This is a genomic window from Sphingomonas naphthae (genome assembly GCF_028607085.1).
GTDB lineage: Bacteria > Pseudomonadota > Alphaproteobacteria > Sphingomonadales > Sphingomonadaceae > Sphingomonas_Q > Sphingomonas_Q naphthae.
In genome coordinates this window covers 637,697-655,225 of the sequence record NZ_CP117411.1, presented here as the reverse complement: position 1 = coordinate 655,225, position 17,529 = coordinate 637,697, and the positions used below count along the sequence as shown (strand labels likewise).

The 17,529-nt window shown below is 68.4% G+C and carries 19 protein-coding genes; 7 read left to right on the top strand and 12 right to left on the bottom strand.

Annotated features, from left to right (window positions below):
- Nucleotides 1-15 precede the first annotated feature (15 nt).
- From purS to PQ455_RS03085, 3 genes are read left to right on the top strand one after another with little or no spacing between them, the layout of a single operon-like run.
- On the top strand, nucleotides 16-252 hold the full coding sequence (gene purS / locus PQ455_RS03095; RefSeq protein ID WP_273689104.1) for a phosphoribosylformylglycinamidine synthase subunit PurS: 237 nt from the start codon (nucleotides 16-18) through the stop codon (nucleotides 250-252).
- Complete coding sequence (purQ, locus tag PQ455_RS03090; RefSeq protein WP_273689102.1) at nucleotides 249-917, top strand: phosphoribosylformylglycinamidine synthase subunit PurQ; 669 nt, start codon at nucleotides 249-251, stop codon at nucleotides 915-917. Before purS ends, purQ begins: the two co-directional genes overlap by 4 nt.
- Complete coding sequence (locus PQ455_RS03085) at nucleotides 914-1,354, top strand: GFA family protein (protein WP_337958557.1); 441 nt, start codon at nucleotides 914-916, stop codon at nucleotides 1,352-1,354. Before purQ ends, PQ455_RS03085 begins: the two co-directional genes overlap by 4 nt.
- A gap of 12 nt (nucleotides 1,355-1,366) precedes the next feature.
- On the opposite strand, the gene PQ455_RS03080 is transcribed toward PQ455_RS03085, so the two are convergent.
- The 11 genes from PQ455_RS03080 to PQ455_RS03030 all read right to left on the bottom strand — a co-directional run bounded on the left by PQ455_RS03080 (nucleotide 1,367) and on the right by PQ455_RS03030 (nucleotide 9,200).
- A protein-coding gene (locus tag PQ455_RS03080) for an IS630 family transposase (protein WP_273685921.1) occupies nucleotides 1,367-2,315 on the bottom strand; the annotation gives its coding sequence in 2 pieces (ribosomal slippage) (nucleotides 1,367-1,972 and nucleotides 1,974-2,315; 948 coding nt in all).
- Nucleotides 2,316-2,410: 95 nt separating this feature from the next.
- Nucleotides 2,411-3,040 (bottom strand): tetratricopeptide repeat protein, encoded by a 630-nt coding sequence (locus PQ455_RS03075; RefSeq protein ID WP_273689100.1) that lies wholly within the window; start codon nucleotides 3,038-3,040, stop codon nucleotides 2,411-2,413.
- Nucleotides 3,037-3,441: a cytochrome c-type biogenesis protein gene (locus PQ455_RS03070; RefSeq protein ID WP_273689098.1), complete on the bottom strand. Its 405-nt coding sequence runs from the start codon at nucleotides 3,439-3,441 to the stop codon at nucleotides 3,037-3,039. Before PQ455_RS03070 ends, PQ455_RS03075 begins: the two co-directional genes overlap by 4 nt.
- Nucleotides 3,438-3,971 (bottom strand): DsbE family thiol:disulfide interchange protein, encoded by a 534-nt coding sequence (locus PQ455_RS03065; RefSeq protein ID WP_273689096.1) that lies wholly within the window; start codon nucleotides 3,969-3,971, stop codon nucleotides 3,438-3,440. The genes PQ455_RS03070 and PQ455_RS03065 overlap by 4 nt, the downstream gene beginning before the upstream one ends.
- Nucleotides 3,962-5,869 (bottom strand): heme lyase CcmF/NrfE family subunit, encoded by a 1,908-nt coding sequence (locus tag PQ455_RS03060; protein ID WP_273689095.1) that lies wholly within the window; start codon nucleotides 5,867-5,869, stop codon nucleotides 3,962-3,964. Before PQ455_RS03060 ends, PQ455_RS03065 begins: the two co-directional genes overlap by 10 nt.
- Complete coding sequence (ccmE, locus tag PQ455_RS03055; protein ID WP_273689094.1) at nucleotides 5,866-6,309, bottom strand: cytochrome c maturation protein CcmE; 444 nt, start codon at nucleotides 6,307-6,309, stop codon at nucleotides 5,866-5,868. Before ccmE ends, PQ455_RS03060 begins: the two co-directional genes overlap by 4 nt.
- 109 nt (nucleotides 6,310-6,418) lie before the next feature.
- Nucleotides 6,419-6,556 (bottom strand): hypothetical protein, encoded by a 138-nt coding sequence (locus PQ455_RS03050; RefSeq protein ID WP_273689092.1) that lies wholly within the window; start codon nucleotides 6,554-6,556, stop codon nucleotides 6,419-6,421.
- Complete coding sequence (ccmC, locus tag PQ455_RS03045; RefSeq protein ID WP_273689091.1) at nucleotides 6,553-7,266, bottom strand: heme ABC transporter permease CcmC; 714 nt, start codon at nucleotides 7,264-7,266, stop codon at nucleotides 6,553-6,555. The genes PQ455_RS03050 and ccmC overlap by 4 nt, the downstream gene beginning before the upstream one ends.
- 157 nt (nucleotides 7,267-7,423) lie before the next feature.
- Nucleotides 7,424-7,885, bottom strand: coding sequence for an RNA polymerase-binding protein DksA (dksA, locus tag PQ455_RS03040; RefSeq protein WP_273689089.1), 462 nt, complete (start codon nucleotides 7,883-7,885; stop codon nucleotides 7,424-7,426).
- 170 nt (nucleotides 7,886-8,055) lie between these two features.
- Complete coding sequence (locus tag PQ455_RS03035) at nucleotides 8,056-8,643, bottom strand: hypothetical protein (RefSeq protein ID WP_273689087.1); 588 nt, start codon at nucleotides 8,641-8,643, stop codon at nucleotides 8,056-8,058.
- Nucleotides 8,644-8,756: 113 nt separating this feature from the next.
- Entirely contained in the window at nucleotides 8,757-9,200 is a 444-nt protein-coding gene (locus tag PQ455_RS03030; RefSeq protein ID WP_273689086.1) for a host attachment family protein, read from the bottom strand.
- 101 nt (nucleotides 9,201-9,301) lie between these two features.
- Between PQ455_RS03030 and serS the strand changes: the two genes are divergently transcribed.
- The 4 genes from serS (at nucleotide 9,302) to PQ455_RS03010 (ending at nucleotide 12,886) form a co-directional block, all read left to right on the top strand.
- Nucleotides 9,302-10,576: a serine--tRNA ligase gene (gene serS / locus PQ455_RS03025; protein WP_273689084.1), complete on the top strand. Its 1,275-nt coding sequence runs from the start codon at nucleotides 9,302-9,304 to the stop codon at nucleotides 10,574-10,576.
- Nucleotides 10,576-11,343 carry a 5'/3'-nucleotidase SurE gene (gene surE / locus PQ455_RS03020; protein WP_273689083.1) on the top strand — a complete coding sequence of 256 codons (768 nt, stop codon included), beginning with the start codon at nucleotides 10,576-10,578 and terminating at the stop codon, nucleotides 11,341-11,343. The genes serS and surE overlap by 1 nt, the downstream gene beginning before the upstream one ends.
- Nucleotides 11,340-12,428 carry a M23 family metallopeptidase gene (locus PQ455_RS03015; protein ID WP_273689082.1) on the top strand — a complete coding sequence of 363 codons (1,089 nt, stop codon included), beginning with the start codon at nucleotides 11,340-11,342 and terminating at the stop codon, nucleotides 12,426-12,428. Before surE ends, PQ455_RS03015 begins: the two co-directional genes overlap by 4 nt.
- A gap of 158 nt (nucleotides 12,429-12,586) precedes the next feature.
- The gene (locus tag PQ455_RS03010; protein ID WP_273689081.1) at nucleotides 12,587-12,886 is read left to right on the top strand and encodes a hypothetical protein; all 300 of its coding nucleotides are present in this window, start codon (nucleotides 12,587-12,589) and stop codon (nucleotides 12,884-12,886) included.
- A gap of 241 nt (nucleotides 12,887-13,127) precedes the next feature.
- Here PQ455_RS03010 and rpoC read toward each other — a convergent pair whose 3' ends face one another.
- Nucleotides 13,128-17,408, bottom strand: a complete 4,281-nt coding sequence (rpoC, locus tag PQ455_RS03005; protein WP_273689080.1) for a DNA-directed RNA polymerase subunit beta' — start codon at nucleotides 17,406-17,408, stop codon at nucleotides 13,128-13,130.
- Nucleotides 17,409-17,529 lie beyond the last annotated feature (121 nt).

Below are 17,529 nucleotides of genomic sequence, written 5' to 3'. Positions count from 1 at the left end.
AAGGAGCGCACACGCATGAAGGCTCGCATCTATGTCACGCTGAAGAACGGCGTGCTCGATCCGCAGGGCAAGGCGGTGCACCATGCGCTGGACGGCCTGGGCTTTGCGGGCGTCGCCGACGTGCGGGTCGGCAAGCTGATCGAGCTGGAGCTGGCCGACGGCACCTCCCCCGAGGACATCGACGGCATGTGCCGCAAGCTGCTGGCCAACACCGTGATCGAAAATTACCGGATCGAGCAGGTGGAGCCGTGAAGGCGGCCGTCCTCGTCTTTCCGGGCTCCAACTGCGATCGCGACCTCGCCGTCGCCATCCGCGAGGTCTCGAGCGTCGATCCGGTGATGCTGTGGCATCGCGAAACCAGCCTGCCCGACGGGCTCGATCTGATCGCGGTGCCGGGCGGTTTCTCCTATGGCGATTATCTCCGGTCGGGCGCGATGGCCGCGCGCAGCCCGGTGATGCGCGCCGTGGCCGATGCGGCGGCGCGCGGCGTGCCGGTACTGGGCGTGTGCAACGGCTTCCAGGTGCTGACCGAGGCGGGGCTGCTGCCCGGCGCGCTGATGCGCAACGCCGGCCTCTCGTTCGTCTGCCGCGATGTGGCGCTGACGGTCGAGAACGCGCAATCGGCCTTCACCAGCCGCTACGCCGCCGGCGAGACGATCCACATCCCCGTCGCCCACCACGACGGCAATTACACCGCCGACGCCGCCACGCTCGACCGGATCGAGGGCGAGGGCCGGGTCGCCTTCCGCTATGCCGAGCCCGTCAACGGATCGGCGCGCGGCATCGCCGGCGTGCTCAACGATGCCGGCAACGTGCTGGGGCTGATGCCGCACCCCGAGCGGGTGATCGAGCCGGCGCACGGCCGCAGCGACGGCCGTCGCCTGTTCGAGGGCCTGCTCGAAACGGTGATGGCGTGAGCGACGGGCCGGCCGTCATGCCGGTCACGGGCGGATGCCTGTGCGGCGCGGTGCGCTGGCGATCGGCGGCGCCGCCCTTCGCGGCGCGCGCCTGCCAGTGCCGCGACTGCCAATATTTCGGCGGCGGCGGCGGCATCGCCAACGCCGGCTTCGCCACCGACACGCTCACCGTGACCGGCGACGTGACCTGGTATGAAAGCGTGGCGGACAGCGGCAATGTGATGCGGCGCGGCTTCTGCCCCGCCTGCGGCACACCCTTGTTCAGCGGCGCGGTGGTGCGCCCGCACCAGATGTTCGTGCGGATCGGATCGTTCGACGACATGGAAGTGATCGCCCCGCAGATGACGATCTGGACGGCGTCCGCCCCCTCGTGGGTCACGATCGATCCGTCCCTGCCGATGGTGGAAGGCCAGCCCGCGCCGCCACCCGCCGCCTAGAGCATTCTGTTATTAGATTGAAGCATAGCCGGAGTTGACGAGGTAATTGGCGCATTCGGACGGGTAGAAGGCGTCGAGGAGCGATCCGATGCGTCGCCATGTGGTTTCGACAGTGCGCTCTGCGGCCTTGCGGAGGAGCGTCTTGAGCTTGGCGAAGACCTGCTCGATCGGGTTGAGGTCTGGGCTGTAGGGCGGAAGGAACAGTAGCCTTGCACCTGCGGCCCGGATGGCGCTGCGCACAGCCTCACCTTTGTGGCTGCCGAGATTGTCGAGGATGACGATGTCGCCGGGGCCAAGCGTCGGGATGAGGATTTGCTCGACGTAGGCGAGGAAGCTTTTGCCGTTGATCGGGCCATCGATCACCGCAGGTGCATCGATCCGGTCGTGGCGGAGCGCCGCCAGGAAAGTCAGCGTCTTCCAGTGGCCATGCGGCACCTTGGCATGGAGACGCTCCCCGCGCCGACAACGCCCATGGGTGCGCGTCATGTTGGTCTTGGCCCAGGTCTCGTCGATAAAGACCAGCCGCCGGGGATCGAGCTTGCCCTGATACCGTTTCCAGCTCGCCCGCCGGCGGGCAACGTCACGCCGGTCCTGCTCGCTGGGCAGCACGGTTTTTTTTGAAGCTGATGCCTTCGCCGGTGAAGAAGCGCGACAGCATGCCGGTGTCCGCCCGTACGCCGCGCTCGGCCAGTAGCCGGGCCGACAGGGCCGCCAGTGTGATGTCGGGCTCCTCCGCGATCGTCGCCAGCAACCAGTCGCGCTCCGGCTTCACCTTCGAGGGACGGTGCCCGCCAGTGCCGGCGCACCGCCGGTCACCCAGCCGCTCGACCCGCTGCACCCATTTGATCGCCGAGGCCTCGCTTACCCCGAAGCGCCGCGACGCAGACCGCCGGCTCTCTCCGCCACGCAGCACCGCATCGATCACCCGGTCCCTCAAATCTTGCGAATAGGCTCGTGCCATTCTGACTGACCTCCTCGCCAGCCAGCAGCTTGAATCACATCCAGCGACCGTCGGGAATCCCCAATCGATTCAATCTATCCGCAGCACGCTCTAGCCTAGCGCGCCTCGCGGGTCGCCTTCACGATCAGAAGGTTGCGCAGGACCAACGGGAAGTAAGGCGCATCCTCCGGCGTGGTTCGAAGCTGGTCGCGCCACAGGCGTTCGGCGCTGTCGAGGTCACCCTGCTGGGCATAGGCCATGGCGAGGAAGTAAGGCGGGCCGGGGTTCCTGGGGGCCGCCGTGCGGGCGCGATCGAAGGCGAGTTTCGCCGCCGGGGTCACCACGCCCTCCGATTGACGCACCAGCGCCTGTCCCAGACCGGTCAGCAATTCGGGATCGCCGGGCGCGCGATTGAGCGCGGCGCGGAGCTGGGCGATCGCGTAATCGCCCAGCCGCTGGCGGTAGAGCGTGTCGGACGCGGCCAGCACGTCCGCCGCGCCGCCGACGCTGGCGAAGCCGAGCTGTTCGCGCTGGAGGGTGAAGGCATCCTCGCCCTTCAGCGCCATCGGCCGTTCGCGGGGCAGACTGCCGGGCTGGCCTGGGCTGCCCTGCCACGCATAGCCCGCCGCCGCGACCAGCAGCGCCGCCAGCACCAGTTCGGTGCCGGCGCGCCCGGCCCCGCCGAATCGCCACAGCGCCGCCAGCACGAGCGCGCCGAGGATCAGGAAGATCAGCCAGCCGATCATCGCCGGTGCCCCTTGAAGCGGCCGCGCAGCAGCCAGACGCCCGCCAGCAGCAACGCGATCGGCGCGATCCACAAGGGCCAGCCGGCGCCGCCGACCGGGGGCGTGAAGCTCACCCAATCGCCATAGCGGCTGACGAGGAAGGCGCGCACCGATTCGGGCGCCTCGCCCGCCTGGATGCGCTGGCGGACGAGCGCGCGCATGTCGCCGGCCATCTCGGCATCGCTGTCGGCGATCGACTGGCCCTGGCAGACGAGGCAGCGCAGGCTCTCCATCAGCGCGCGGGCCTGGGCTTCCTGCGCGGGGTTGGGCAGCTGCGTGTTGGCGAGCGGCGCGGGCGGCAGGTTGCTGTCGGCCAGCGCCGCCCCGGCCAATAGCCCCGCGAGGAGGATCGCGGACCTCATCGCGCCGCACCCACCGCCGCGACGAGGCTCGGCACGTCGTCGGCGCGGATTTCGCCCATATGCTGGTGGCGGATGATGCCGTCCGCGCCGATCACGAAACTCTCGGGCACGCCCGACGAGCCGAGCGTGATCTGGAGCTGGCTCGCCGCGTCGCTGCCGATGCGGATGTAGGGATTGCCGTAGCGGGCGAGGAAGTCGGCCACGTCGGCGGGCTTGTCGCGCACCGCGACCGCGACGATTGGCACGCCGGCCCGCTTCAGCGCGGCCAGTTGCGGCGCCTCGACCGCGCAGGGCACGCACCAGCTGGCGAAGATGTTGAGGATATAGGCACGGCCCTTCATGTCGCCGCTCGACAGGCCGGGGATGCCGGGCGCGGCGGGCGGCAAAGTGAAGGAGGGCAGCGGCTTGCCGACGAGGTGCGACGCGATCGGCCCGCCCGGCTCTTTCCGCAGGCCATGCGCGAACAGCGACAGCAGGATCGCGGCGGCGAACAAAGGCAGCCAGATCAGCAGGCGGCGCTTCAATCCCATTGCGTCGCCCTCCGCTCGCGCCGGACGCGGCCGATCAGCGACAGCGCGCCGCCCAGCGCGACTAGCGCGCCGCCGAGCCAAATGAAGGTGACGAACGGCTTCCACCACAGTCGCATCTGCCAGCGCGTCTCATCGACCTGCTTGCCGAGGACGACGTACAGCTGCCCGTCCAGCATCGTGCGGATCGCCGCCTCGCTCGTCTCGGTCGGCGGCGACCAGAAGGCGCGGGCCTGCGGGCGCATCGCGAAGCTGGTGCCGCCGCGCGTGGCGGTGACGCTGCCCTCGATCGCCTGCCAGTTCGGCCCGAAGGTCGGCTCGACCCCGTCGAGGCGCACGGTGAACGGCCCGACCCGCTCGCTGCCGCCCACCGCCGTGGCCGACAGCCGCTCGACGGTGAAGGCGCTGTCGGACGCCATGCCGGCGAGACTCACCGCCAGCCCGAAATGGGCGACGACCATGCCCCAGGTGAAGAGCGGCGTGCGCAGCAGGTTGCGCCCCCAGAGCGGCGCCAGGCTTCCCAGCCCCACACCCGCCGCGACGACGAGGCCGAGGCGCGGCATCCAGCCGATGCGGGGGGCGAGGAGGAAGCTGGCAACCAGTGCCACGACCAGCACGGCGGCAGGCACGACCACCCGGCCGAGCACGGCGCGCGCGCTGTCGCGCCGCCAGCGCACCATCGGCCCGACCGCCATCAGCAGCATCAGGATCAGCGCGATCGGCCCGGCCACGGCGTTGAAGTAAGGCGGGCCGACCGAGATGCGCCCGCCGAAACTCTCGACCACCAGCGGATAGAGCGTGCCCATCAGCACGAGGCCCAGCACCACCGTGAGCAGCAGATTGTTGACGACCAGCGCGCCTTCACGGCTAACCGGATCGAAGCGGCTGCCCTCCTTAACGGTGCCCACCCGCGCGCCGAACAGCGCCAGCGCGCCGCCGATGTAGAGCGCCAGCAGGATGAGGATGAAGGCGCCGCGCCGGGGATCGACCGCGAAGCTGTGGACGCTCGTCAGGATGCCCGATCGGACGAGGAAGGTGCCGACCATGCTCATCGAGAAAGCGACGACCGCCAGCATCACCGTCCAGGCGCGCAGACCGTCGCGGGTCGCCAGCACCGTCACCGAATGAAGCAAAGCGGTGGCGGCCAGCCATGGCATCAGGCTGGCATTCTCGACGGGATCCCAGAACCACCAGCCGCCCCAGCCCAGCTCGTAATAGGCCCAATAGCTGCCGGCGGTGATGCCGAGCGTCAGGAAGATCCACGCCCCCAGCACCCACGGCCGCATCGCGCGGGCGAAGGCCGGGCCGACATCGCGCGTCACCAGCGCGCCGATCGCGAAGGAGAAGGCCACCGACAGGCCGACATAGCCGATGTAGAGCGTCGGGGGGTGGAAGGCCAGGCCGGGGTCTTGCAGCAGCGGGTTCAGCCCCTTGCCGTCGAGCGGAGCGGGATCGAGCCGGGCGAAGGGGTTCGAGGCGAACAGCAGGAAGGCGTAGAAGCCGAGGGCGATCGTCGCCTGCCCGCCGAGCGTGGCGAGCAACGTGCGCTCGGGCAGGCGCTTCTCCAGCACCGCCACCGCCCCGCCCGCGACCGACAGGATCGCGACCCACATCAGCATCGAGCCTTCGTGATTCCCCCAGGTCGCGGCGAAGCGATAGAGCAAGGGCTTGGCGCTATGGTCGTTGGCGGCGACCAGCGCGACCGACACGTCCACCCGCACGAACAGCCAGATCAGCAACCCGAAGGCGAGGCAGGCGAGCACGCCCTGCGCCAGCGCGGCGGGGCGCACCAGCCCGTCGAGCCCCTCGGCCCCACGCAGGCTGAGCGCTACCAGCGCCAGCTGGAGCGCGGCGAGCGCCGCCGCCAGCCACAGAGCGGCAAGACCGGCCTCGGCGATCATTTCCGGTCGGCCTCCAGGCTGTCGCTCTTGTGCATCGCGCCGGCCACCTGCGGCGGCATGTAGCGTTCGTCATGCTTGGCGAGGATGGTTTCCGCGACGAAGCCGCCGCCCGCCTCGAAATGCCCCTCGGCCACCACGCCCGACCCCTCGCGGAACAGGTCCGGCACGATGCCGGTGAAGCGCACCGGCACGGTCGCCTGCCCGTCCGTCACGACGAAGCGGATCGAGACACCGTCGGCCTGTTTCACGATCGAGCCCTTTTCGACCATGCCGCCCAGCCGCACCTGCCGGCCGGGCTCGACCCGGTCGCGCACCGCATCGGCGGGGGTGTAGAAATAGCTCGCCTGATCCTTCAGCGCCCACATGCCGAGCAGCACCGCCGCCAGCATTGCGACGGCGGCGAGGCCGATCAGCCACAGCCGCTGGTTCTTCGCCTTCATACGAGTCCGTGCTCCTGCGCAGGCAAGAGCCCAGGGTTACAAAGCGCAGCGCATGGGGCTCTGGCCCCCTGCCTCCGCAGGGGTACGGCAGCGAACTGGCTCCAACCGCTCACGCCTCGCGCCGCCCCGTCAGCGCAGCGGCACGCGCCTCGGCGCGGCGCATCGCGACATAGCTCCACAGCGTCACGCCCCCGGTGCCGATCAGCACCAGTGCGTAGGCGGCGATCACGAACGGCCAGTGGCTCATGCCGCCATCCGCCGCATCCGCGCCTCGACCTTGATATCGGCCAGCATCGCCCGCATCCGCATCAGCACGATCGCGCCGAACAGCAGGCTGAACCCCAGCATCGCGATCGGCAGCGGCCACAGGATCGATCCGTCGATGCTGGACCCGCCGAGGCCGATCGACTGGCCCTGATGCAAGGTGCGCCACCACAGCACCGAATAATGGATGATCGGCAGGTTGATCGCCCCGAACAGGCCAAACACCGCGACGATCCGGCTGCCCGCCGCCCCCGGCCCCCGCGCCGACGCAAGCCCGATATAGCCGAAATAGAGGAACAGCAGGACCAGCATGGAGGTCATCCGCCCGTCCCATTCCCACCACGTCCCCCACGTCGGCCGGCCCCAGATCGAGCCGCTGGCGAGGCAGAGGAAGGTGAACAGCGCCCCCGGCACGGCCGACGCCCGCGCGGCGATCGCCGCCAGTGGATGACGCCAGACCAATTCCATCAGGCTCGCCACCGCGATCGCGCTCCACCCCGCCATGCCGAGCCACGCCGAGGGCACGTGGACGTACATGATGCGGACGGTATCGCCCTGAAGATAGTCGCGCGGCGTGAAGCCGAGCCCGGCGACGGCCGCCACCGCGATCAGCAGCGCGCCGCACCAGCCGAGCCAGCCGGTCAGCGGCCTCGCGATGGAGAGGAATCGAGCGGGGTTGGCGAAGGCGTGCATCGGAAGCTGCGCCTTAGTACGGCCGGCCGGGGCTGTGAAGCGAGCGCGATCCCGGCCGATGGGATGAGGCGCCCGAACCCGCGCGCAGATCGCCCATCCGGCCTGAGCCTGCCAACACAAGACATCAAAAAAGCGGCCCGTTCGGTGCCGTCCGCTTCTATTCCTCGCGCGAGATCTTCTCGTTGCGCTCGTGGCGCTCCTGCGCTTCCACCGTCATCGTCGCGATCGGGCGGGCTTCGAGGCGGCCGAGGGAGATCGGTTCGCCGGTCACCTCGCAATAGCCGTACTCGCCTTCCTCGATGCGGCGCAGCGCGGCGTCGATCTTGGAAATCAGCTTGCGCTGGCGATCGCGGGTGCGCAACTCGATCGACCAGTCGGTCTCGCTCGACGCGCGATCGGTGATGTCGGCCTCGCGCAGCGAATCGGTCTGAAGCTGGGCCAGCGTGCCCTGCGCTTCGAGGAGGATCGAATCCTTCCAGTTGAGCAGCTTCCGCCGGAAATAGGCCTGCTGACGCGGCCCCATGAAGGGCTCGTCGTTGCTCGGCCGATAATCGCCGTGGATCAGATCGTCGTTTGCCGCCCCTGGAAGGCCGGGTTTGTCGCTTGCCACCGTCGCCATGCTCACCACGTCACGCTCCCCGCCGGGACCGCGAGCCGGACATATGTCGCGGTGTCGCGGGCCTGCCCCGGGCGGCCCAATACCAATGCCGGGAGCGCCGCACAAGCGCGACGCGCGCCACCCGCGATGGGTGACGCGCGCCTGCAACAGTCTTGACGACTCTATGGAAATTACATCGACGGCGCGGGGGTGCTGCCCTTGGCGGCTTCCTCGAGCTGGGTCGCCGTCATGCCGATCACCAGCCCGTTGGGGCCCTTGGCGAAGGCGGTCTTCGGCAGCTTGGCCTTCACGTTGCTGGCCGTCGCGACGGTCACGAAATCGCCCTCGACGGCCTCGATCTTGCCGACCGCGCCGCCCTGAGCGTCGGCGACGGCCGCACCCGGCGTGATCGCGGCGGCGGTATCGGCCTGCGCGGTCGCCTGCTGGCCCTTGGCGGCCTCGTCCAGCTGCGCCTTGGTCATGCCGAGCACCAGATCGGCGCCTTTGGCCGCGAACGAGCCCTTGGCGACACCCGCCTTGGTCGTGCCGGTATCGACGACGGCGACGTCGCCCTGCACTTGCGCGACGGTGCCGACGGCGCCGCCCTGGGCATCGACCACCTTCTTGCCGACCGTGATGTCGACGGCGGTGGGGGCCGCGGTGGTCGTGGCGGCGGCGGTGTCGGTCGCCTGCGCCGGAGCGGGCATATCCTGCGCCAGAAGGGGCGCGCTGGTCAGGGCGAAGGCCGCGCCAGCAAGCAAGATCATCTTATGCTGCATGGTGTGTCTCCTCAAATTGCGGTGCCGAAACGGCACGAAACTGCGTTCAACGGTTCCGTCCACACGATGAAACGTGATCGCAACAGAACAGTCACAGGATTAACCCGTGCGCCTCATTCCTGTTCCACAATGATCTTCTCGATCTGATCGACCGGATGACCCGTCAGATCCTTGGCGATCTCGCCCTTGAGCCGCTTCTCGGTCTCCTTGTGATAATGTTTGCGCATTTCACCAAGGGTTTGCGCGGGCGCCACGATGATCAACTGTTCGTAGTCGCCGGCCAGCGCCTTTTTATTGAGCAGCGCGACAGTCTGGGCGGCGAAGCGATCTTCCTCGATCTGGTGGAAGTCGGTCGGCTCGACCGAACTGGCGCGCCCGCCGATCGTGTTGGAGGCACGGCCCGCCTGATCGGTCGCCTGCTCACCCGTCCTGGGATTGGGATGATAATCCTGATCCTCGACCGTCAGGTTCGGATATTCGGCATCGCCTTCGTTGCGGAAGAACAGCATCTTCCGCCCATCGGCCACCACCACCACGCTGTTATGTGCCAGGCGCATCGCCAGCTCCTTTTCTGTTCTGGATACCCCCCATGAACGCGGCGTGCCCCGATTCCGTTGCCGCTTGCACCTGTCACGAGCGGCGGCCATAGCCTCAAGCCATGCACGACATACGGCTGATCCGCGACGACCCCGATGGCTTCGATACGGGCCTCGCCCGACGCGGCCTCGCCCCCATGGCCGCCTCGATCGCCGCGCTGGACGAGCGCCGCCGCGCGATCGGGCACGAGCTTCAGGGGGCGCAGGCGCGCCGCAACGAAGCCTCCAAAGCGATCGGCGCGGCCAAGGCGCGGAAGGACGAGGCGACCGCCGCCAGCCTGATGGCCGAGGTCGCCGCGCTCAAGGAGCGGATGCCCACGCTGGAGGCCGAGGAAGGCAAGCTCGCCGCCCATATCGACGAGACGCTCGCCGCGCTGCCCAACCTGCCCGCCGCCGACGTGCCCGAGGGCGCCGACGAGGACGGCAATGTCGAGGTCGCCCGCTGGGGCGAGCCCCGCCAATTCGATTTCGCGCCCCGCGACCATGCCGATTTCGCCCCGGCGCTGGGCCTCGATTTCGAGAGCGCCGCCGCCATCTCCGGCGCGCGCTTCGCGGTGCTGAAGGGGCGGATGGCCCGCCTCAACCGCGCGCTCGGCCAGTTCATGCTCGATCGCCAGACCGAGGGGCAGGGCTATACCGAGGTCGCCCCGCCGCTGATGGTGCGGTCGGACGCGCTGTTTGGCACCGGCCAGTTGCCGAAATTCGCCGAGGATCTGTTCCACACCACCGACGATCGCTGGCTGATCCCCACCGCCGAGGTCTCGCTCACCAATCTGGTGCGCGAGCAGATTCTCGACGAAGCGACCTTGCCGCTGCGCCTCACCGCGCTCACCCAATGTTTCCGCGCCGAGGCGGGCGCCGCCGGGCGCGACACGCGCGGCCTGATCCGCCAGCATCAGTTCGAGAAGGTCGAGCTGGTCTCGATCACCACGCCCGAAACCTCCGAGGCGGAGCATGAGCGGATGACCGCCGCCGCCGAGGCGATCCTCCAGGCGCTCGGCCTGCCCTATCGCAAGATGCTGCTGTGCGCGGGCGACATGGGCTTCGGCGCGATCAAGACCTACGATCTCGAGGTGTGGCTGCCCGGCCAGACCAAGTATCGCGAGATATCCTCCTGCTCCAACTGCGGCGACTTCCAGGCGCGCCGCATGGGCGCCCGCACCCGCGCCGCCGGGGCCAAGGGCACGCGCTTCGTTCACACGCTCAACGGCTCCGGCCTCGCCGTCGGCCGCACGCTCGTCGCGGTGCTGGAAAATTATCAGGAGGCCGACGGGTCGGTCCGCATCCCCGATGTGCTGGTGCCTTACATGGGCGGCATCGAGCGGCTGGTGCCCTGATGCGCATCCTCCTCACCAACGACGACGGCATCAACGCCCCCGGCTTCGCCGTGCTGGAACGGATCGCGCGCACCCTGTCGGACGATATCACAATCGTCGCGCCGGCCGAGGAGCAGTCCGGCGCGGGCCGCTCGCTCACCCTCACCCGGCCCGTGCGAATGCGGAAGATGGGCGAGAAACGCTACGCCGTCGCCGGCACGCCGACCGATGCGGTGATGATGGCGCTGGGCCATGTGATGAAGGACGCGCGGCCCGACCTGATCCTGTCGGGCGTCAACCGCGGCGCCAATCTCGCCGAGGACGTCGGCTATTCGGGCACCGTCTCTGCCGCCGCCGAGGGCGCGCTGGCGGGCATCCGCTCGGTCGCGCTCAGCCAGATCTACGCGCGGCGCGGCATCGGCGAGGCCGCCACCTTCGAGGCGGCCGAGGCGTGGGGCGAACGCGCGCTCCGCCCGCTGCTCGACATCGACTGGGCGCCCCGCACGCTCGTCAACATCAACTTCCCCGCGCGGATGCCCGACGAGGTCAAGGGCATCCGCGTCGCCGGACAGGGCCTGCGCGATTACGGCCGGCTGACGATCGACGAACGGGTCGATCCGCGCGGCTTCACTTATTATTGGTTCGATCTCGCCGGGGTCACGCCCGACACCTTCACCGGCGAGACCGATCTCGAGACGGTGCGCGCCGGTTACGTCTCGGTCACGCCGCTCCACCTCGATCACACCCACCGCCCTTCGCTCGCGGGCCTCGCGGGGGTCTACGCATGAGGCGCTGGGGGGGCATCGCGCTGCTGGCCCTCCTCGCCGGCTGCGTCTCCGGCCCTCGCCAGCGCCAGCCGCTGCCGCCCCCGCCGGTCGAGCAATGGCCGGAAGACAAGCGCATCCAGAAACTCCCCGGCCACACGCCTGCCAGGCCGAAGCCCGCGCCGGTCAAGCGCCCCACCGCCGTCCGCCAGCCGGCGGCCGCGTGGGAGGCGCGCAAGGCCGGCGCCACCGCAACCGAAATCCCCGCCTCCACCTATGTCGTTGTCGCCGGCGACAATCTCGGCCGCATCGCCGAGAAAACCGGTGCCGGGCTGGAGGCGATCGCGGGCGCCAACGGCATCGCCCCGCCCTACCCCGTCCGCATCGGTCAGCGCCTCAATATTCCCGGCGGCCGCTATCACCGCATCCAGCGCGGCCAGAGCGGCATCGCCATCGCCCGCGCCTATGGCGTCAGCTGGTCGCGCATCGTCGAACTGAACCAGCTCGAGCCGCCCTATGTGTTGCGCGAAGGCGGCCGGTTGCTGATCCCCGGCAAGACCGAGGTGGCGGCCATGTCGATGGAACAGCGCGCGTCGGCCTTCCAGATCAACATCGACGATATCGTGACGGGCGGCGAACCGGCCGAGACCGCGCAGAAGGCGCCCGTCCGCCCAGCCCCCACGCCGCGCACCGTGCCGCCGCCGACCACGCCCGTCGCCGAGCCCGCCAGCTTCGCCGGGCGCTTCCTGTGGCCGCTGAAGGGCGCGATCCTCCGCCCGTTCGGCACCACCGGCGATGGCCGCCGCAACGACGGCATCAACATCGCCGCGCGCAAGGGCGACCCCGTCATGGCCGCCGCCGATGGCACCGTGGCCTATGCCGGCGAGGGCATCGCCATCTTCGGCGGCCTCGTCCTCCTCCGCCACGGCGACGGCTGGATCACCGCTTATGGCAATTGCGACAGCCTGCTGGTGGCGCGCGGCCAAGCGGTGAAGAAGGGCCAGATCATCGCCAGGGCCGGCGACACCGGCCAGGTGAGCGAGCCGCAACTCCACTTCGAAATCCGCCAGGGCCGCAAGCCGGTGAACCCGATCGGGCTGCTGAACTAAGCGCGATTTTTTTGCGGTAACGTGCTCCGGCGCAGGCCGGAGCCCAGGGTGGCTGGGGGTGCGCCTTGTAACCCTGGGCTCCGGCCTGCGCCGGAGCACATCGCGTTCAGCAACCGGACGCGGTGGATTGCCCCCGCCATAACGGCTACCATGCGCCAATGCGCCTCCCCCTGATCCTGATCGCCCTCGCCACCCTCCCCCTCGCCGGCTGCGATGTCGTCCGCCAGATCCTGCCGCATAACAAGACCACCGCGCTGGAGGCGAGCGAGGCGATGACGGCGTGCGGGATCGACCCCGACGATATCGCCTGGCGGGTCGATGGCGCTGGCGCCTTCTTCTACGGCCGCAAGAGCGCCGGCGACGAAGCCCTGCCGACCGCGCAGACCGACTGCCTGACCAAATGGGCGCGCGACAACCGCATCGCCATCAGCACCATCGCCCGCAGCGACGAGCAGTAAGCACGTAATTCCTCCCTGAGCTTGCTCGGGGAGGGGGACCGCCGGCGCAGCCGGGGGTGGAGGGGTCTGCGCGCGGCGGATGACGGGGATACCCCTCCACCATCGCTTCGCGACGGTTCCCCTCCCCAAGCGAGCTTGGGGAGGAATTACGCCGCCCGCCCCAACCGTCGCCCCCAAAACCAAAACGGCCGCCGCGGGGTCTCCCCCACGGCGGCCGCTCAGCCCGTAATCCGTTACCGGATCACGAGTTCAGATAGTCACCCGCATCCGCGTCGGTGCCGTGGCCCGAGGCCGCGACTTCGCCCAGCGGATCGTCGCCGGTGCCGGCCGAGTCACGGGCCGAGCGGTGAAGCTCCGCCTCATGCTCCTGCGCGGCGCTGTCGGGGGCCGCGATGGTCGCGGCCCAGGACTTCTGCGCCGCCCGCAGCGCCGCGTCGCGCGACGTGGCGGTGACGCGCAGGCGGTTCATGCCGGCGCCGGTGCCCGCCGGGATCAGGCGGCCGACGATGACATTCTCCTTCAGGCCGTTCAGCGAGTCGATCTTGCCCTGCACCGAAGCCTCGGTCAGCACGCGGGTCGTCTCCTGGAAGGACGCGGCCGAGATGAAGCTGCGGGTCTGCAACGACGCCTTGGTGATGCCGAGCAGGATCGGCTTGCCCTCGGCAGGCGCGCCACCCGTCTCCGCCGCCTTGGCGTTGATCTCGTCCATCTCCTCGCGATCGACCTGCTCGCCGGGGAGCAGCGTCGTGTCGCCGGCCGCCGTGATCTCGACCTTCTGCAGCATCTGACGAACGATCGTCTCGATGTGCTTGTCGTTGATCTTCACGCCCTGGAGACGATAGACTTCCTGGATTTCCGACACGAGATATTCCGCCAGCGGCTCGATGCCGAGCACCTCGAGAATATCGTGCGGATCGGGCGAGCCGCCGATCAGATTGTCGCCACGCTTGACGTGGTCGCCTTCCTGAACGTCGATCACCTTCGACTTCGGCACCAGATACTCGACCGCGTCGCTGCCATCGTCCGGGCGGATGATGATCTTGCGCTTGGCCTTGTAATCCTTGCCGAATTCGACCCGGCCGGAGATTTTCGCGATGATCGCGTTTTCCTTCGGCTTGCGCGCCTCGAACAGCTCGGCGACGCGCGGCAGACCGCCGGTGATGTCGCGGGTCTTGGCGGACTCGCGGCTCACACGGGCGAGAACCTCGCCCGCCTGCACCGTCTGGCCGTCCTCGACCGAGAGCACCGCGCCCGGCGCCAGCATGTAGCGGGCCGCCTCGCCGGACTGGTCGTCGAGCAGGGTCAGGCGCGGACGCAGATCCTCCTTGCGGCTCGTCGGGCGATATTCGGTCACGATCTTCTGCGTGATGCCGGTCGCTTCGTCGGTCTGCTCGGTCAGCGTCTGCTTCTCGATCAGGTCCTGATATTTCACCTGGCCGCCGGTCTCGGTGATGACCGGCATGGTGAAGGGATCCCACTCGGCGATGCGATCGCCCTTCGACACGATATGGCCGTTGTCGAACAGCAGATGCGCGCCATAGGGCAGGCGATGGGTCGCCCGCTCGCGGCCAGACAGATCGACGATCGCGATTTCGGCGTTGCGGCTCATCGAGACGCGACGACCGCGCGGATCGGTGATCGTGCGCAGTTCGCGATATTGCAGCGTACCGTCGGCCACGGCCTCCAGGTTCGACTGCTCGTTCAGCTGCGCCGCGCCGCCGATGTGGAAGGTCCGCATCGTCAGCTGGGTGCCCGGCTCGCCGATCGACTGCGCCGCGATGACGCCCACGGCCTCGCCGATGTTGACCGGCGTACCACGGGCGAGGTCACGCCCGTAGCAGGTGCCGCAAACGCCGCCCTTGCTCTCGCAGACCAGCGGGCTGCGGATCAGGGCCGATTGCAGGCCGATCGCCTCGATCGCGGTGATCGCGGCTTCGTCCAGCAGCGTGCCGCGCGGGAACAGCACCTCGTTCGTCTTGCTGTCGATCAGATCCTCGGCCGTGGTGCGGCCCAGGATACGCTCGCCCAGCGAGGCGATGGTGGCGCCGCCCTGCACGATCGCCTTCATCTCCAGCGCGCGCTCGGTGCCGCAATCGATCTCGACGACGACGCAATCCTGCGACACGTCGACCAGACGGCGGGTGAGGTAGCCCGAGTTGGCGGTCTTGAGCGCCGTATCCGCGAGGCCCTTGCGAGCACCGTGGGTGGAGTTGAAATACTCCAGGACGGTCAGGCCTTCCTTGAAGTTCGAGATGATCGGCGTCTCGATGATCTCGCCCGACGGCTTGGCCATCAGGCCGCGCATGCCGGCGAGCTGCTTGATCTGGGCGGCGGAACCACGGGCACCCGAATGCGCCATCATGTAGATGGCGTTGATCGGCTTCTCGCGACCCGTCTCCGGGTCCTTCTTGACCGCCTGGATCTCCTTCATCATCTCGCCCGCCACGCGGTCGCCGCAACGCGACCAGGCGTCGATCACCTTGTTGTACTTCTCCTGCTGCGTGATCAGGCCATCCTGATACTGCTGCTCGAAGTCCTTCACGAGAGCCTTGGTCTCATCGACCAGCGGCACCTTCGAATCCGGGATGATCATGTCGTCCTTGCCGAACGAGATGCCGGCCTGGAACGCGTGGCGGAAGCCCAGCGCCATGATGCCGTCGGCGAACAGCACGGTCTCCTTCTGGCCGGTGTGGCGATAGACCACGTCGATGACGTCGCCGATCTCCTTCTTGGTCAGCAGGCGGTTGACGGTCTCGAACGGCACCTTGTGGCTCTGCGGCAGGGTCTCGCCCAGCAGCATGCGGCCGGGCGTCGTCTCGATGCGCTTCATGTAGCGCTTGCCGTCCTCGTCCGTCTGCGGGACGCGGCTGATGATCTTGGTGTGCAGCGTCACCGCACCCGCGTTCAGCGCCTGATGCACCTCGGCCATGTCGGAGATCAGCATCCCCTCGCCCGGCTCATTCTCCTTCATCATCGAAAGATAATAGAGGCCCAGCACCATGTCCTGCGAGGGCACGATGATCGGCTTGCCGTTGGCGGGCGACAGGATGTTGTTGGTCGACATCATCAGCACGCGCGCTTCCAGCTGGGCCTCGAGGCTCAGCGGGACGTGGACAGCCATCTGGTCGCCGTCGAAGTCGGCGTTGAAGGCCGAGCAGACCAGCGGGTGCAGCTGGATCGCCTTGCCCTCGATCAGCACCGGCTCGAACGCCTGGATGCCCAGGCGGTGGAGCGTCGGCGCGCGGTTCAGCAGCACCGGATGCTCGCGGATCACCTCGTCCAGGATGTCCCAGACTTCCTTGCGCTCCTTCTCGACCCACTTCTTGGCCTGCTTCAGCGTCATGCTGAGACCCTTGGCGTCGAGGCGTGCGTAGATGAACGGCTTGAACAGCTCGAGCGCCATCTTCTTCGGCAGGCCGCACTGGTGCAGCTTGAGTTCCGGCCCGGTCACGATGACCGAACGGCCCGAATAATCGACGCGCTTGCCGAGCAGGTTCTGGCGGAAGCGGCCCTGCTTGCCCTTCAGCATGTCGGACAGCGACTTCAGCGGACGCTTGTTGGCGCCCGTGATCGTGCGGCCCCGGCGGCCGTTGTCGAACAAGGCGTCGACGGCCTCCTGCAACATGCGCTTCTCGTTGCGGACGATGATGTCCGGCGCGCGCAGCTCCATCAGCCGCTTGAGGCGGTTGTTGCGGTTGATGACGCGGCGATACAGATCGTTCAGATCCGACGTCGCGAAGCGGCCGCCGTCCAGCGGCACCAGCGGGCGCAGTTCCGGCGGGATGACCGGAACGACCTCGAGGATCATCCACTCCGGGCGGTTGCCCGATTCCAGGAAGCTCTCGACGACCTTCAGCCGCTTGATGATCTTCTTGGGCTTCAGCTCGGACTTGGTGACCGCCAGCTCTTCGAGCAGCTGCACCTTCTCGCCCTCGAGATCGAGGCTCTCGAGCATGATGCGGACCGCCTCGGCGCCGATGCCGGCCGAGAAGGCGTCCTCACCATATTGGTCCTGCGCGTCGAGCAGCTCGTCCTCGGTGAGCAGCTGATACTTTTCGAGCGGGGTCAGGCCCGGCTCGATCACGATATAGGCCTCGAAATAGAGGACGCGCTCGAGCTGCTTGAGCTGCATGTCGAGCAGCAGGCCGATGCGGCTCGGCAGCGACTTCAGGAACCAGATGTGCGCGACCGGGGCGGCCAGCTCGATATGGCCCATCCGCTCGCGGCGCACCTTGGAAACGGTGACCTCGACGCCGCACTTCTCGCAGACGATGCCCTTGTACTTCATGCGCTTGTACTTGCCGCACAGGCATTCGTAATCCTTGATCGGACCGAAGATGCGCGCGCAGAACAGGCCGTCACGCTCGGGCTTGAACGTGCGATAGTTGATGGTCTCGGGCTTCTTGATCTCGCCGAACGACCAGGAGCGGATGCGCTCCGGCGAGGCGATGCCAATCTGGATCTGGTCGAACGTCTCCGGCTTGGCGGCCAGCGGGTTCGCGAAGTTGGTCATCTCGTTCATGGGGCAATCCCTCATCTAAAGCCCTCTCCCGCAAGGCGGGAGAGGAGGGACCCGCCGCCCTTGGGCGGTGGGAGGTGAGGGTCTTCTTCTTCTGCCCTCCCGCACCCGGCAGGAGAAGAAG